The organism is Hymenobacter polaris (assembly GCF_012927305.1).
Taxonomy (GTDB): Bacteria; Bacteroidota; Bacteroidia; order Cytophagales; family Hymenobacteraceae; genus Hymenobacter; species Hymenobacter polaris.
The window spans coordinates 50725-65889 of sequence record NZ_JABBGH010000001.1; the positions used below are offsets into that span (position 1 = coordinate 50725).

At 61.4% G+C, this 15165-nt stretch carries 13 protein-coding genes; 10 read left to right on the plus strand and 3 right to left on the minus strand.

The window, feature by feature from the left end:
* Window positions 1–27: 27 nt before the first annotated feature.
* The 6 genes from HHL22_RS00210 (at window position 28) to HHL22_RS00235 (ending at window position 9768) form a co-directional block, all read left to right on the plus strand.
* Window positions 28–3120 carry a SusC/RagA family TonB-linked outer membrane protein gene (locus tag HHL22_RS00210; protein ID WP_169528969.1) on the plus strand — a complete coding sequence of 1031 codons (3093 nt, stop codon included), beginning with the start codon at window positions 28–30 and terminating at the stop codon, window positions 3118–3120.
* A gap of 21 nt (window positions 3121–3141) precedes the next feature.
* Window positions 3142–4608 carry a RagB/SusD family nutrient uptake outer membrane protein gene (locus HHL22_RS00215; RefSeq protein ID WP_169528970.1) on the plus strand — a complete coding sequence of 489 codons (1467 nt, stop codon included), beginning with the start codon at window positions 3142–3144 and terminating at the stop codon, window positions 4606–4608.
* Window positions 4609–5062: 454 nt separating this feature from the next.
* On the plus strand, window positions 5063–6535 hold the full coding sequence (locus tag HHL22_RS24180) for an OmpA family protein (RefSeq protein ID WP_169528971.1): 1473 nt from the start codon (window positions 5063–5065) through the stop codon (window positions 6533–6535).
* Between the two features lie 216 nt (window positions 6536–6751).
* Entirely contained in the window at window positions 6752–8137 is a 1386-nt protein-coding gene (locus HHL22_RS00225; protein ID WP_169528972.1) for a PQQ-dependent sugar dehydrogenase, read from the plus strand.
* 184 nt (window positions 8138–8321) lie between these two features.
* On the plus strand, window positions 8322–9395 hold the full coding sequence (locus HHL22_RS00230; RefSeq protein ID WP_169528973.1) for an amidohydrolase family protein: 1074 nt from the start codon (window positions 8322–8324) through the stop codon (window positions 9393–9395).
* Entirely contained in the window at window positions 9382–9768 is a 387-nt protein-coding gene (locus tag HHL22_RS00235) for an amidohydrolase family protein (RefSeq protein WP_169528974.1), read from the plus strand. The genes HHL22_RS00230 and HHL22_RS00235 overlap by 14 nt, the downstream gene beginning before the upstream one ends.
* A 26-nt stretch (window positions 9769–9794) precedes the next feature.
* On the opposite strand, the gene HHL22_RS00240 is transcribed toward HHL22_RS00235, so the two are convergent.
* Complete coding sequence (locus HHL22_RS00240) at window positions 9795–10478, minus strand: hypothetical protein (RefSeq protein WP_169528975.1); 684 nt, start codon at window positions 10476–10478, stop codon at window positions 9795–9797.
* A 279-nt stretch (window positions 10479–10757) separates the two neighbouring features.
* Here HHL22_RS00240 and HHL22_RS00245 point away from each other — a divergent pair, with 279 nt between their 5' ends.
* Window positions 10758–11627: an NmrA family NAD(P)-binding protein gene (locus HHL22_RS00245; RefSeq protein ID WP_241737929.1), complete on the plus strand. Its 870-nt coding sequence runs from the start codon at window positions 10758–10760 to the stop codon at window positions 11625–11627.
* 233 nt (window positions 11628–11860) lie between these two features.
* On the plus strand, window positions 11861–12175 hold the full coding sequence (locus HHL22_RS00250) for a hypothetical protein (protein WP_169528977.1): 315 nt from the start codon (window positions 11861–11863) through the stop codon (window positions 12173–12175).
* A 233-nt stretch (window positions 12176–12408) separates the two neighbouring features.
* Here HHL22_RS00250 and HHL22_RS00255 read toward each other — a convergent pair whose 3' ends face one another.
* Together HHL22_RS00255 and HHL22_RS00260 are read right to left on the minus strand one after the other, a co-directional pair.
* Window positions 12409–13122, minus strand: a complete 714-nt coding sequence (locus HHL22_RS00255; protein ID WP_169528978.1) for an SDR family oxidoreductase — start codon at window positions 13120–13122, stop codon at window positions 12409–12411.
* Between the two features lie 250 nt (window positions 13123–13372).
* Entirely contained in the window at window positions 13373–14308 is a 936-nt protein-coding gene (locus HHL22_RS00260) for a helix-turn-helix domain-containing protein (protein ID WP_169528979.1), read from the minus strand.
* Window positions 14309–14441: 133 nt separating this feature from the next.
* Between HHL22_RS00260 and HHL22_RS00265 the strand changes: the two genes are divergently transcribed.
* Together HHL22_RS00265 and HHL22_RS00270 are read left to right on the plus strand one after the other, a co-directional pair.
* Window positions 14442–14636: a hypothetical protein gene (locus HHL22_RS00265; RefSeq protein ID WP_169528980.1), complete on the plus strand. Its 195-nt coding sequence runs from the start codon at window positions 14442–14444 to the stop codon at window positions 14634–14636.
* Window positions 14633–15079, plus strand: a complete 447-nt coding sequence (locus HHL22_RS00270; RefSeq protein WP_169528981.1) for a PIN domain-containing protein — start codon at window positions 14633–14635, stop codon at window positions 15077–15079. The genes HHL22_RS00265 and HHL22_RS00270 overlap by 4 nt, the downstream gene beginning before the upstream one ends.
* Window positions 15080–15165 lie beyond the last annotated feature (86 nt).

Consider the following 15165-nt stretch of genomic DNA (forward strand, 5'->3'; position numbering starts at 1 on the left):
GCGACGCTAGGATTATCCTTTGCCTTATTGCCAGGCCTGCCGGCCCCTGCCCAAGCGGCGGCCCGCAGCGTGCAGCAAGCCCCTGCCCAAACCGGCACCCCCATCACGGGCCGCGTGGTGGACGACAAGGGCGAGCCGCTGCCCGGCGCCAACGTCATCGTCAAAGGCACGGCCATTGGCACCGCCACCAACGTGGATGGCAACTACTCCATCAATGCGCCGGCCGGCTCCACGCTGGTGTTCTCATTCGTAGGCTATCCGGCCCAGGAAATTTCACTTAACGGCCGCAGTACCATCGATGTCAAGTTTGCCTCTCCCCAGTCACAAAGCCTCAACGACGTGGTGGTGGTGGGCTACGGCACCCAGAGCAAGCGCGAAGTAACCGGCGCCATTGCCTCAGTGAAGGGCGCCGAGCTGGTCAACCAAGCCTCGCAAAACCCGGTCAGCTCGCTGCAGGGCAAGGTATCGGGTGTGCAGATTACCAACAGCGGCCAGCCCGGCGCCTCACCCCAAATTCTGATTCGGGGGGCCGGCTCGGTTTACGGAGCGGGGCCGCTTTACGTGGTAGATGGCACCATCCTGCCCCAGGTGCAGGGGGCCGACGGCGTAGTGCGCTCGGCCGACCTGAGCTTCTTGAATCAGAATGATATTGCCTCGATTGAGATTTTGAAGGACGCGGCAGCAGCCTCCATCTACGGGGTGCAGGCGGCCAACGGCGTGGTGCTCGTCACCACCAAGCGGGGCCAAGCCGGCGGCGTGCACATCAACTACAACGGCTTTGGCGGCGTGCAAACGCCCACCAACACCGTGAAGATGGCCAATGCCGAGCAGTACGCGACTCTCTACAACGAGAAAAATATTATCAGCGGGGGTACCACGGCCGGTAACCTACCCACTAACCTACCCGGTACCGACTGGTTTAAGCAGATTACACGGGTAGCAGCCGTGCAAAACCATCAGCTTAGCCTAAGTGGCGGCAACGATAAGGTATCATACACACTCAGTGGCTCGTACTACCAGCAGAAAGGGCTGGCCCAGGGTAACGACTACGAGCGCATTACGGCTCGCCTGCAAACCGACTTCAACGTGACTGACCACATCCGAGCAGGCTACAACGTGGTGTTTACCAACTCTACGGCCCACGACGCGCCCGGCCTGGCCAGCAGCGTATACCCAAACTACCTTGATGGAGGCAACATTTTCTACCAGGCCTACGTGGCCCCGCCGGTGCTGCCCGTGCGCCAGGCCAACGGCGGCTACGGCGACCCCAACTTCGTGGGGCCCGGCCGGGTAGGCCTGGGTAATTTTGGCAACCCGCAGGCCACGCTCGACTACTTCGTGCAGAAAACCCAGGCCCAGCAGCTAGTCAGTAACGCGTATATCTCTGTCAACTTCGCCAAGTACTTTACGGCCCGCACCACGGTGGGCATCAACTACACTACCGGCGGCTACTACAACTACCAGAAGGCGGACTCGCTGACCAGCGCTCAGAAGTACGTTGGCAATAGATTTATTAAGGCGCAGGGTACCTATAGCCAGCCGCAGTGGGAGAATACGCTCACCTTTGACCGCACCTTCGGTACCGACCACCACCTCACAGTTCTGGTGGGCACTACGGCCTTCCGCTACCACAACGAGCTGATTACACCTAGCGTGCTTGGATTGCAGGCTCCTAGTAGTCAGTACTACTACCTTAATCTAGGCGACCCTAGAACTTATAATGTGACCGATGCTATCCGCATCTACACGCTATTTTCCATCTTCGGGCGCGTCAACTACGCCTACAAGGAGAAATATCTGCTGACGGCCAGCTTCCGTAGCGACGGCAGCAGCCAGTACTCGGGCAGCGACAAGCACGGCGCCTTCCCCTCCCTCAGCCTGGGCTGGGTGGCCTCGCAGGAAAGCTTCCTGCAAAACAGCTCGGTCTTTAACTTCCTGAAGTTCCGGGCCAGCTACGGCATCCTGGGCAACAACCAGACGCAAAATAGCAATATCTCGACCGCGCTCATCTCGGTGGGCGGCACGCTCAACCCCACCCTGGGCAACCCACCCACCGTGTCGCAGGGGGCTAGCCAGACGGTGCAGGCTGCGCCTTTCCTGCGCTGGGAGAAGGTGCAGGAGGGCGATGCCGGCGTGGAGATGCGCTTTCTCAACAATCGCCTCTCGGCCGAGTTCGACTACTACAACCGCCGTACCATCGACGCCATTTTCCCGGTGCCGGTGCTGGGCTCGCAGGGCTACACCAACAACGCGGGCTACCTGGCCAACAACGCTACCATTCAGAACCAGGGCGTAGAAGCTGCCCTGCGCTGGGCCCCGCAGGGCACCGGCGACTTCAGCTACACCATCGGCCTGACGGGTGCCTACAACCAGAACAAGCTCATCAGTACGGCTAGCGGCGCGCCGTACTTCGCAGGTGGGCTGCCAGTGGCCGGTTACCTCACCACGCAGTCACTCATCGGCCAGCCAGTCGGGGTGTTCTACGGCTACCAAGTGGCCGGCGTGTTCCAAACCGACCAGGAGGCTAACACCTCTAACAACTCCAACCTGGGAACCAAGGCCGGCGACCTGCGCTACGTGGACCAGAACGGCGATGGCGTAATTGACCAGCGCGACCTAGTGCGCCTGGGCAATCCCAACCCGCGCTTCACCTACGGCATCAATACAACCTTCCGCTACAAGTTTGTAGACCTGACCGTTGATTTTCAAGGAGTAGGCGGCGTGGAACTACTGAATGCCTTGCGCGAGGTGCGCTACGGTAACGAGAACTGGACCCAGGACTTTTATAATAACCGCTGGCACGGTGCAGGTACCAGCAACACTACGCCCTCGGCCAATCTCTCGGGCCACAACCTCGACCCCAGCTCATACTACATCGAAAACGGTAGCTACATCCGCCTGCGGAACTTGCAGCTTGGCTTCAACATTCCGAAGTCGGTAGCTAACAATCTGCGCGTTAGTACGCTGCGTATATATGCCAACGCTCAGAATCTGGTGACGCTAACCAAATACAAAGGCTTCACGCCGGAAGTAAGCGGCCAGCCCACCGCCGCCGGCATCGACCTGAACGTGTACCCGATGATTGCTACCTACAACCTGGGCCTCAATGTTGGTTTCTAATCGCTTAGCATTTCCCCACCCATGAAAAATAATCTATTTTCTGGCCGCGGCCGGCGCCGGCTTGGCGCAGCCGCCGCGGTACTGACGCTGGGGCTGGCGGCCTCGTGCCAAAACTACCTCGACGTAGCTCCGCAGGGGCAGCCTGCCGCCACCCAGTTTTTCCAGACGTCCGCTGATGCTGCGGCCGCCATCGGGGCGCCTTACGCTAAGCTGCGCGAGTGGAACCTGATTGCCTTTAATTGGCTAGCTATTACTACGCTTACCTCGGACGACGCCGAGAAGGGCAGCGTAAATGGCGACGCCGAGTTTCTTAACGATTTCACCTTCTTCCGCCTCACGCCCACCGCTGGCCCGCTCGATGGCTATTGGGTAGGCTACTACCAGCAGATTAACCTCTGCAACCAGGTGCTAGCCAACGTGCCCGCCATCACAATGGATGCCACGCTGAAAAGCCGCTACCTAGCCGAAGCTAAGTTTCTGCGGGCACTTGCCTACTTCAACTTGGTGCGTGCCTTTGGCGGCGTGCCGCTGATTCTGCAGCCCGTTACCGCCGCCACGCCCGAGCTGCAAAACCCGGCTCGCGCCGCTGCCAGCGACGTGTACACCGCCATCATTCAGGACCTGACCGACGCTACCACCGTGCTGCCCGCCAGCTACAGCAGCGCCGATGTGGGCCGCGCCACCAAAGGGGCCGCCTATGCCCTGCTGGCTAAGGTGCAGCTTTACCAGAAAAACTACCAGGCTGCTCAGGCCGCCGCTGCCCAGGTGACGGGCTACTCGCTGGCAAGCGACTATTACAGCATGTTCCGCATCCGCGGTGAGAATGGCCCGGAGTCGATTTTTGAGATTCAGTGCGTGACGGTGCCCGGCAACTGCGATGCCTCCAACTCGCAATGGGCCCAGGTGCAGGGCGTGCGCCCGCAGTTTGGCTGGGGTTTCTTCAACCCCACTACTAGCCTAGAAAGTGCCTTTGAGGCTAATGATAAGCGCAAGGCCGGTACCATCCTCTACCGTGGCCAAACCACGCCCGAAGGCGACATGATTCAGGCGGACGCTGCAAATGCGCGCTACAATATGAAGGCCTACGTGCCCCAATCGGTAACGCAGGTGTGCGGCTACGGCGCCGACCAGAACGTGCGTATTTTGCGCTACGCCGAGGTGCTACTCATCAACGCCGAAGCTACCAACGAACTAGGCCAGACGGCAACCGCGATGGGCTATGTCAACCAAGTGCGCCAGCGCGCTGGTTTGGCTGCTCTCAGCACCAGCCTTTCGCAAACCGCAGCCCGCCAGGCCATCTGGCAGGAGCGCCGCGTCGAGCTGGCCCTCGAGTACGGTGACCGTTTCTTTGACCTCGTACGGCAAGGCCGCGCTGCTACCGTGCTGGCTAGCAAAGGCTTTACGGCTGGTAAAAACGAGTTGATGCCCATTCCGCTAACGGAGATTACTCTGAGCGGCGGCAAGCTGGTGCAAAACCCCGGCTACTAACGCCTAGGGCCCTTACTTTAAAAAACCTGGTGCAGTTGATGCGCCAGGTTTTTTGCTTTTAGGGGTGCGAAGGGCCTAGGGGCGCTACGTGGTCAAAAACCGGTTTTTAGGTGGTCGAGCAGCGTTGAAAAGACTGTTTGCCAATTAAAATCAAGGTTTTCTGCTTGAAAACCAGGTTTTTTGGCAGCCGGCAGCCGCTTGATTTAGCTTATTTCGTAACTTATCCGTAATAGGCCCAACGCAGTTGACTCTGATTATCTTCTTTCACCCAAATGCTTTCTTTATGAAGCTATTTTTTCCTTCTCTCCGGCGAGTACTACCGGGTGCGTTGGTTTTAGCCAGCGGGCTGGCAGCTACCACAGTACAGGCACAAACGGCAGACCATAAAACCGCAATAGGAGCCAACGTTAGTATTCTCCAGTACCAGGGCAACGCGGGTGGCGACTTCTGGCGTTTGTTTGCGCCGGAGCAGATTGGCGGCGGCGGGCACATCACCCGTTACCTATCCAAAAGCTTCGACGTGGGCCTGCTGGGCAACTACGAGAACTATCGCTACGTGGCTGAGCGCTACCCGCGCCCCGAGTTCAACGCCAAGATTGGTATGGTTGACCTAGGGCTGAAGCTGAAGCTAAGCGGCATTATTGGGGAGAAGTTTCCCATCCAGCCCTACCTGATGGCGGGCGGTGGCGCTTTCCTGGCCAGCAGCACCGGCAACTACGAGAACATCCTGCCCGATGGCAGCAAGGGCCCCGGCACCAACCAGTACTTTCAGGCCGATATTCAGGCGGTGGAAGTGTTTGGCTTGGCGGGCCTCAAGTTCCGCTTGTCGCCAGCCATCAGCCTCGACATCACCACGGCCCAGCACTACCCCTTCACCGACCGCATTGATAACCTAACTACCAGTTCGGGCAAGCTGCACGACCGCTTTCTGGTGCACTCAGCTGGCCTGACGGTTGCGTTTGGCAAGCCCAAGGACACGGACATGGACGGGGTACCCGACCGCAAGGATAAGTGCCCCGACACGCCGCAGGGCGTGAAGGTAGACGAGAGCGGCTGCCCGCTCGACACCGACGGCGACGGCATCCCCGACTACCAGGACAAGTGCCCCGACGTGAAGGGCATCGCCGCCCTGCAGGGCTGCCCCGACGCCGACGGCGACGGCGTGACCGATGCCGACGACAAGTGCCCCAACACCCCGGCTGGCGTGAAAGTAGACGCCACGGGTTGCCCCATTGACTCGGACGGCGACGGCGTAGCCGACTACCTCGACAAGTGCCCTAACACGCCGCGCGGCGTGAAAGTGGACGCCAACGGCTGCCCGCTCGACCGCGACGGCGACGGCGTGCCCGACAACGAGGACCGCTGCCCCGACCGCCCCGGCCCGGCCAGCAACAAAGGCTGCCCCGAGATTCCGGCCGAGCAGCGCAAGGTGCTCAACGAAGCCACGAAGTATATCCACTTCGCCTTCAACAAGGCCACGCTCACCTCGGACTCGTATCCGAAGCTCGACCAGATTGTGAGCATCCTCAACGAGTACCCCGACTATTCGCTCAGCATTGCCGGCCACACCGACAGCAAAGGCGATGACAACTACAACCTGCGCCTGAGCTACGAGCGTGCTGCCTCGGCTCGCCGCTACCTGCTCAACAAAGGCATTGCGGCCGAGCGCCTGGAAGCTCGCGGCTACGGCGAAACCAAGCCCATTGCCAGCAACGCCACCGCCGCCGGCCAGGCCCTGAACCGCCGCGTGGACTACGACCCCTACCTGACGGGCGAGGCGAACCCGGCCGAAACCAAGTACGGTCCGGCCCCGAGCATTGCCGAGATTCGCGCCTTGGGCCAGAAGCTACCCGGCAAGAAAACCACCGGCACTGGGGCCCCGCGCTCGCGCAAAGCACCGATGAAAGCCCCGGTTAAGCGTAAGTAGGGCCCTAGGGCACAAGCAAGAAGGCAGGCTCCCGACTGGGAGCCTGCCTTTTGTGCTTTCAGCCCAGAAAGCCTGCGCTAAGCGCTACCCCCTAGGGGCTAAATGCAACTAATTCAGGCCAAAAAGGGTAAAAGAGGCAGCTTCATTAAGCTTTCATTTGACAAGCTGCGGTACTGAAAATAAAACTGCTAAGTAATAAATTACCAGAAACTTATAATGCCTACAAAGAAAATAGCGCTACTGCCGGCCCTGGCCGTGCTGGCCGCGTGCGGCAGCGGGCCCAGCCAGGAGGAAAAGCAGCAGGCCCAGGCCGAAACGCCGGCCCAAACTATAACTACCCCCAAGGACGAAACGGTGCACCTGCCCGCGCCCTACGCCACCAAGTCGGTAACCAACCGGGTGGACATTATTGACTGGCCCGCCGGGAAAACGCCCATTGCCCCGGCCGGCTTCACTGTTACGGCCTACGCCGACAAGCTGGAAAGCCCCCGCTGGGCCTACGTGGCGCCCAATGGGGATGTGTTTATTGCCGAGGCTACTACGCTGCCCAAAGGCACTAAGAAGCAGATTGCCGCCGCCCTGCACCTCGACAAGTCGCGCTCGCTGCAGCCCACCAGCGCCAACCGCATTACGCTGCTGCGCGATACGAACGGCGACGGCCAGCCCGAAACCCGCACGGTATTTTTAACCGGCCTTAACCAGCCCTTTGGGATGCTGGTGCTGGGCAACTACTTCTACGTGGCCAATACCAACGGCTTGCTGCGCTTTCCCTACCAGGCGGGCGCCACCAAGATTACCGCGCCGGGCCAGAAGATTCTGGACCTGCCCGAGGGCGGCTACAACAACCACTGGACGCGCAACCTGCTGGCCAGCCAGGACGGCCAGCATATTTTCGTGACCGTGGGCTCGGGCTCGAACGTGCAGGAGCACGGCCCCGCAAACGAAGTGCGCCGCGCCAACATCCTGCAAATCAACCCTGATGGCACGGGCGAGAAGCTATACGCCAGCGGCCTGCGCAACCCCATCGGCCTGGCCTATAATCCCGCCACGGGCAAGCTGTGGGTGGCCGTGAACGAGCGCGACGAGTTGGGCGACGAGCTGGTGCCCGACTACATCACGAGCGTGCAGGAAGGCGGTTTCTACGGCTGGCCCTACTCGTACTACGGCCAGCATGAAGACCCCCGCCGCAAAGGCGAGCGCCCCGACCTGGTGCAGAAAGCCCTGGTGCCCGATGTGCCGATGGGTGCACACGTAGCGGCCCTAGGCCTCACGTTCTACAACAAAGGTGCCTTCCCCGCCAGGTACCACAACGGCGCCTTCGTGGGCGAGCACGGCTCCTGGAACCGTTCGCAGTTCTCGGGCTACAAGGTGGCCTTCGTGCCCTTCCAGAAGGGGCAGCCAGCCGGCAAGCCGGAGGATTTCCTGACGGGCTTCTTGGTCAACGACGGCTCTAACAAGGCTTACGGGCGCCCGGTGGACGTGGTGACGATGCCCGACGGCGCCCTACTCGTGACCGACGATGCCGGCAACCACGTGTGGCGCGTGAGCGCGACCAAGCCCACTGCTGCCCGCCCAGCCGCGGCCGCCGTAGCTACCCGGTAGCCCTAGGCCCCTACTGCACCAAAAGGCCCCCGACTGGTATAAGTCGGGGGCCTTTTGGTGCAGTAGGGGCCTAGAGCTGCGCGCTTATAGGTGCTCTTCGTAGCGGCGCTGTCAGGATGGTAAGATGCGTGCGAGGAAATTAACCTGCAGGGTAGATATTACGCAGCTTTTCTCCTTGACAGCCATGAAAAAAACGTTCTATTGGCTGGTGCTGCTGCTGGGTGCCGCCGTGCCCGCGCTAGCCCAGCCTGCCCCGCCCAGCGCCAGCTCCGCGCCGCCGCAGTTCACGCTGCAGGTGCGAGAGTTCATCAAGGTGAGCGCACCCGTCGTGGCCCTTACCGATGCCAAGGTGATTGACGGCACCGGCCGGCCCGCGCTGCTGCACCAAACCGTGCTGCTGCGCAACGGCCGCATTGAGCAGGTGGGCCCGCTCAGCAAGGTGAAGGTGCCCGCCGGGGCCGAGGTTATCAGCTGCACCGGCAAAACCCTGATTCCGGGCTTGGTCATGCTGCATGAGCACCTCTACTACACCATGCCGGCGGGCGGGCTCTTCAACATTGCCCAGATGCCGTACTCGTTCCCGAGGCCTTACCTGGCGGGCGGGGCCACCACCATCCGCACGGCGGGCAGCATCGAGCCGCAAACCGATTTAGCCATTCAGCGCCTCATCGGCGAGGGCAAGTTTATTGGGCCCGATATGGACGTGACGGCGCCCTACATGGAAGAGCCCGGCATGGACATTCCGGCCCTGAATACCATCAAGGGCCCCGCCGATGCCGCGGCCAGCACCAAATTTTGGGCCGACAAGGGCTGCACCTCGTTCAAGATGTACATGCACGCCACCCGCGCCGACCTGGCCGCCGTGGTAGCCGAGGCCCACGCCCGCCACTTCAAAGTAACCGGCCACCTCTGCGCCATTACCTACCGCGAGGCCGCCGAAACGGGCATCGACAACCTGGAGCACGGCTTTATGGCCAGCTCCGATTTTGCGCCCGGCCACGTGGCCGACGCCTGCGACTACCCCGCCGCCCGCCAGGCCTTGCTGCGCCTGCCCGCCAGCAGCCCAGCCATGACCAGCCTCATCAAGTTCTTGGTTGGCAAGGGCGTAGCGCTAACCTCTACGCTACCCGTATTTGAGCCCTATACGGGCCACGAGGTAGTGCTGGGGGGCGGCGCTTATTCCGCAGCTGCAGGAGCGCGAAACGGCCACCTGGCAAAACAGCCAAGGCAAGGACTCGGCCAGCGTGGCGCTGTTTAAGAAAGAGCAGGGCTGGGAAAAGCAGTTTTACGACGCCGGCGGGCTGCTGGTGGCCGGCACCGACCCCACCGGCGCGGGCCGCACCATTGCCGGCTACGCCAACCGCCGCGAAATTGAGCTGCTGGTGGAAGGGGGCTTCACCCCGCTGCAAGCCATCAGCATCTGCACCCTCAACGGCGCCAAGTACCTGGGGCGCGCCCGCGACATCGGCAGCATCGAGCCCGGCAAGCAGGCCGATTTGGTACTCATTAAGGGCGACCCCGAGCAGGACATTCGGCAGCTGCGCCAAATGGAAATCGTGTTTAAGCACGGCATCGGCTTTGATTCGCCTAAGCTCTTCGAGTCGATGAAGGGCAAGGTCGGACTAAACTAAAAGGGGCCGACTACCCCTAACTGCCCCTAGCTGCGAGCGGCTGCCACGGTAACTTCGTAGGTGTCAGCGAATTTGAAGTCCTCCAGCCAGTAGTCGGAGCTAACGACGTCATACACCACGCTGCTGGCGGTGCGCTCGCTCGGAGTTAGCTGCCACAGGATAGCGGCGGCTTCGGGAAAGTCACCGCCCGCTAGCTGGTCGCCAAACAAGCGGTGCAGCAGGGCGCTATCCGATAGGCCGGGGGCCAGCAGGCGTAGCAGCGTGGCGGCCGGCTCGGCGTCGAGCGCCGCAAGGTCGGCCGGGTCGGCAGCGGTGAGCTTCACCTTAAACTCTACGGCCTGCGGGTGCGGAAATTTGCCGTTGTAGGCGTCGTAAAGCAGCTGCGTAGCGTTGAAAAAGCTCTTGTGCAGCGCGAAATTGGGGTTTTCCTCCCACAGCTTCTCGGTTTGCATCTGGTGGGCCAGCTGGTCGATTTGCCCGGCTTTTAGCTCCTCCCCCGCAAGGTAGCCCAGCACCACCTCGGCCGCGGCGGCGGGCTCCAGGTCGGTAAGGGCTAATTGGGTCATTTCGCGCAGCTCGGCCGGGGCAATGGCTTCGGGGTTCTCGTAGTCCAGTAGCTTCAGTAAGGCCAGGTAATCAGTATCTTGCCAGGCAGTAGGGAGGGCCGCGAGGTGCTGGAAGGAAAGTCGTTCAACGGTGAAAGCAGGCATAGCAAAGGCTAGAAAAGGGTTTCCGCCGTGTACGCAGCCCGCGCAGTAATAACCGAAAACCGGCCCCCGCCCCGGCGTTTTGTGCGTTAAAGACCCTAGCCCCGCTCGCGTCACGCTTGCCGGTATGGCGCCCCTTATCGGCGGGGCGCCTCGGCAATACCCCCTAGGGCCTGGCTGCTTTTCATTTCTTTTGCGCTTTGGCGCCCACTTAGCTTCATGGCAATTGCCTCTCCCTCAGCAGCTCACCCTGCTAACCTTCCGCTACCCACCCTCATTGTAATGGCCGGCGCTACCGGCGACCTAGGGCACCGCATTGCGCTAAACCTGCTCGACCGGGGCGCGCAGGTGCGTGCCCTCGTGCGTCCCGGCAATCGCAAGCCCGAAATAAACGCCTTGCGCGCGCGGGGCGCCGAAATTCTGGAAGTTGACTTCACCAGCGTGCCCGCCCTAACCAAAGCCTGCGCCGGGGCTGCCTGCGTGGTATCGGTGCTCTCGGGCCTGCGCAGCGTGATTGTGGATACCCAAACCCGCCTGCTCGACGCGGCCGTGGCGGCGGGCGTGCCCCGCTTCATCCCCTCCGATTACTCCATCGATTTCACCAAGCTGCCCGAAGGTTCCAACCGCAACCTCGACCTGCGCCGCGAGTTCGGCCGCAGCCTCGACCGGGCCCCTATTCAGGCTACCTCGGTGCTCAACGGCATGTTTACGGACTTGCTGACCGGCCAGGCGCCGGTGGTGCTTTCCAAAATCCGGCGCGTGCTATACTGGGGCTCGCCCAACCAGCCGCTCGACTTCACCACCATTGCCGATACGGCGGCTTTCACGGCCGCCGCGGCCCTAGACCCCACTACGCCGCGCTACCTGCGCGTGGCCGGCGAGGTAGCCACCGTGCGCCAGCTGCAGGCCGCGGCCGGGGCCGCCACTGGCCACCGCTTCGGCCGCCTGCGCGCCGGAGGCCTCTGGCTGCTTAAGCTGATGATTAAGGTAACCCGCCGCCTGGCACCCGCGCCCGGCGAGGTATTTCCGCCCTGGCAGGGCATGCAGTATTTGCACAATATGTTCACTGGCCGCCCCAAGCTGGCGCCGCTCGATAACGACCGCTACCCCGAGATACAGTGGACGAAGGTGCGCGACGTGCTGGCTGCCTAGCCCCGGCCTTAGGGGTGCCAGCGCCTGGCAATGCTCGTTGCGTTGGCTGGCGCGTTCGTGCGGCGCCGTGCGGCAAGCATTTGGCGGCTTGCCTCAAACCAACCCCTAGGACTGCCGTAAGCTAACTTCCCAACTGGCCGGCGCACCCCGCCCGGCAACCGCCGAGCTAGCTGGGAACGTTGTGGCCGCTGCCCACCGCACACTTTTCTGTTACCGCTAGTTCAGTTTTCCCTATGAAATACCTCCTGCTTATAACGGGCGCCTTGGCGCTCAGTGCCAGCGCGGCCCTGGCCCAAACGGTGCTGCCCTCCGGCGCCGTAGCCCCGGCCGGGGCCGTGGTAGCGCCGTCCGGCGTGCCCGTAACGCCGGGTACCGTGCCCGGCAGCCAGCCCTTGGCAACGCCCGACATGCGCGCCGGCGGTAGCCCTAGGGCTCGGCGCCGCGACGAAACCGCCCCCGGCATGACGCACCAGGAGCGCAAGAACCTGCGGAAAATGGCCAAGCCCCGCTCGCGGCCCGATGGCACCATGAAGCCTTTGCCGAACTAGCAGCCCTAGGGCTAGTCTGGACTTCCCACAAGCAGGAGCATTCGTAATGGGTGCTCCTGCTTGCGTTTTAGAAAAACCGGTAAGACTATAGAGCTAGTCGCGTCATTCGTTTACGACTTAAAGTATTGATTCATAAGTAGAACTGTCTGTTTACTTACGCACGAATGCTTATACAGACGACTATCTGTATTTCAGCTTAACGCGTTGCTAAAAGGTGCTTGACTATTAAGCAGCTACCAAGGCAAAATACCGTCGGTAGCAGACGACATCGTGCCGCTCGGCCCGTCGGCCGGCAGCAAGGCTAGCCGGATGGCCTCCGCCGCGCCCTGCGCGGGCGTATCGGCGCCCGCAAAGCCGTTGAGGTCGGTGGCCGTGTAGCCGGGCGCGGCTGAGTTCACTTTGATGCCCGTATCGCGTAGCTCGTAGGCCAGTTGCACGGTGAGCATGTTCAGCGCGGCCTTTGAGGCCGAGTAGCCCAACAGGGCCCAGTCGTGCTGCCCCACGATAGTAAGCGAGCCCAACGGACTGGACACGTTGACGATGCGCCCCGCCGCGGCCTGCTTCACCAGCGGCAAAAATGCCTGGGTTACGGCCAGCGTGCCTAGGAAATTGGTTTGAAGCACTTGCGCTACGCTGTGCACGTCGGCCTGGCTAGGCGAGCCATCGCCGGGTACATTGATGCCCGCATTATTGACCAGGATGTCGAGGCGGCCTTCCTCGCGTTGCAGGTGCGCCGCCGCCGCGGTTAGCGTCGCCTGGTTGGCTAGGTCCACTTCGAGGAAGCGCACGTCACCTTTAGCGGCCAGGTCCGCTACGGCTTGCTGGCCCCTGGCGGCCTCGCGGGCCCCTAGGTACACCCGGCAGCCCGCTTGCACCAGCCCCCGCACTATCTCGAAGCCGATGCCTTTGTTGCCGCCAGTGACTAGCGCAATTTTCTGATTTGCCATGTTGCCTGTGGGTTTGGACTCCCTAGGGTAGGAAGGTGGGTTAGTACGCCACAAAGGTCCGAGCAGCAGGCAGGGCGTAAACTTCGCCAGTCAACTCATCTGTTTTAGATTTCAAACAATGTTGCACTACCCGTCATGCTGAGCGTAGTCGAAGCATCTCTACCGCTTCGTTGCTGGCGTCAGGAATTAGTTCACCGGTAGAGATACTTCGACTACGCTGCGCTCAGCATGACAGTTTTAAGTTTCTACCTTACACCCCAACTCCCGCCGCCCGCCGAAACTCCCCCGGCGTGTGCCCGGCGTGGCGCTTGAAAAAGGTGCAGAAGTGCGCCACGTCGGCAAAGCCCAGGCTATCGGCGACTTCCGAAACGCTCCAAGTGGTTTGCCGCAGCAGCAGCTTGGCTTCCTGCGCCAGGCGGCGGCTGAGCAGGGCGGTGGTGGTGTGGCCGGTCGTTTCCTTCAGCACCCGGTTGAGGTGGTTGACGTGCACCGCCAGCTGGTCGGCGTAGTCGGCTGCCGTGCGCAGGCGCAGCGGCGGCTGCGGGCTGAGGCGCGGAAACTGCCGCTCCAGCAGCTCCGTGAACTGGGTGGCGACGCGCTCGGCGGCGCTGTGGGTAGCCAGCGGGGTAGGGGCCGGTTGCAGCTTCTGCACCAAGTGAATCAGCTCCCAGAGGTAAGTGCGCAGCAGGTCGTGCTTGTAGGCGTAGCCCGACCCTAGCTCGTGCAGCATCTTCTCAAAAATCGCCTCGACCGCCGCGCAGTCAGCCGCGGCCACCTCCCACACCGGGTAGGCCCCGGGCTGAAAAATCGGCAGCTCGGCCAGCACCACCCCGGGGCGGGCGGGCAGCAGAAAGGCATCGTCGAAGAGGCAGCTGTAGCCCCCAAAGTCTTCGGTGAGCGGCAGCCACCGGTAGGGCACGCGCGGCGTCACCAGAAACAAGGTATTGGCGCCGACGTGCAGGGGCTGGTCGGCACACTCCACCTGGCTGAGCCCGCGGCAGAGCGTGATTTTGTAGTAGTCGCGCCGGCTAAACGTCATCGGGGGCGTCCCGCGCAGGTCCGCCAAAGAGAACACGTTAAAATGCCCCACGCCTGACCCCATATCCGGCGGCGGCACCACGCCACCTGCGGAGGTAGGACCCGGGGCAAGCGCGTCGTAAAAGGCAGCTAGGGTGTTCGGTTTCATAGGAGCAAGTGTACGAAGCGTGCGGGCGAGTAGGCAACCTACGTATATTAGCTGTATGAGAGTCGCCCTTGAATTAGAGTTTCCGGATGAGCAGGCTGCCTCCGTAATGCGGCAGTTACAAAGCTTGCCAGAAATGACCATTCGTTTTCTGAAAACGGATGCGCCTGCGACTGACCTACTCAGCAACAAAGAACCCTTGTCGGAGCAAGAGCAACATGCGCTGCTCGACCAAGTATTTGGCTCCTGGCAGCAGGAGGAAGGTGAAGAAGACCTACTGAGCCAGATTTACGGTGCCCGCCGCGACGCTCCCCGCGAGGTGGACTTATGACTACTTACCTGCTCGATACGAACATCTGCGTTCATATCATCAACGGCAAGTTTGACCTAGCGGCCCGTTTGAAGCGTGCCGGCCTCACGGCTTGCTTTCTGAGCGAATTGACGGTGGCCGAGCTGCTGTATGGTGTAGCTAATAGCTCCCCCACACACCAATTAGCGAATCGGCAGCGCCTCACCCAGTTCCAGCGGCTATTTGATGAACGGGTTTTACCCATCTCCGATTCGCTGGAAACCTATGCCCAGCAGAAAGCTCACCTGAAACGAATTGGTCGCCTACAAGGCGAATTCGACATGCTGATTGGCAGCGTGGTGGTGGCGCACGGCTTAACGCTGGTTACGCACAACACCCGCCACTTTTTCGATATGGTTGGTATCGTGTTGGAAGATTGGGTGCAGGAGTATGAGGATGAGCAACAGGCCCAGCAAGCTCGCTAACGCTGGTTTAATCAACGGCTGTTTTACCGTAGCTTGCCGCTACATGTACACGTCAGTGGAGGTATAATCTCTACTTTTATAAAAGG

Bases quoted from the DNA above. Each gene is read 5' to 3' on its own strand.
- HHL22_RS00255 (WP_169528978.1), bottom strand. From the start codon at position 13,122: ATGGCAAATCAGAAAATTGCGCTAGTCACTGGCGGCAACAAAGGCATC.
- HHL22_RS00240 (WP_169528975.1), bottom strand. From the start codon at position 10,478: ATGCCTGCTTTCACCGTTGAACGACTTTCCTTCCAGCACCTCGCGGCC.
- HHL22_RS00215 (WP_169528970.1), top strand. From the start codon at position 3,142: ATGAAAAATAATCTATTTTCTGGCCGCGGCCGGCGCCGGCTTGGCGCA.
- HHL22_RS00245 (WP_241737929.1), top strand. From the start codon at position 10,758: ATGGCCGGCGCTACCGGCGACCTAGGGCACCGCATTGCGCTAAACCTG.
- HHL22_RS00225 (WP_169528972.1), top strand. From the start codon at position 6,752: ATGCCTACAAAGAAAATAGCGCTACTGCCGGCCCTGGCCGTGCTGGCC.
- HHL22_RS00250 (WP_169528977.1), top strand. From the start codon at position 11,861: ATGAAATACCTCCTGCTTATAACGGGCGCCTTGGCGCTCAGTGCCAGC.
- HHL22_RS00265 (WP_169528980.1), top strand. From the start codon at position 14,442: ATGACCATTCGTTTTCTGAAAACGGATGCGCCTGCGACTGACCTACTC.
- HHL22_RS00270 (WP_169528981.1), top strand. From the start codon at position 14,633: ATGACTACTTACCTGCTCGATACGAACATCTGCGTTCATATCATCAAC.
- HHL22_RS00260 (WP_169528979.1), bottom strand. From the start codon at position 14,308: ATGAAACCGAACACCCTAGCTGCCTTTTACGACGCGCTTGCCCCGGGT.
- HHL22_RS00230 (WP_169528973.1), top strand. From the start codon at position 8,322: ATGAAAAAAACGTTCTATTGGCTGGTGCTGCTGCTGGGTGCCGCCGTG.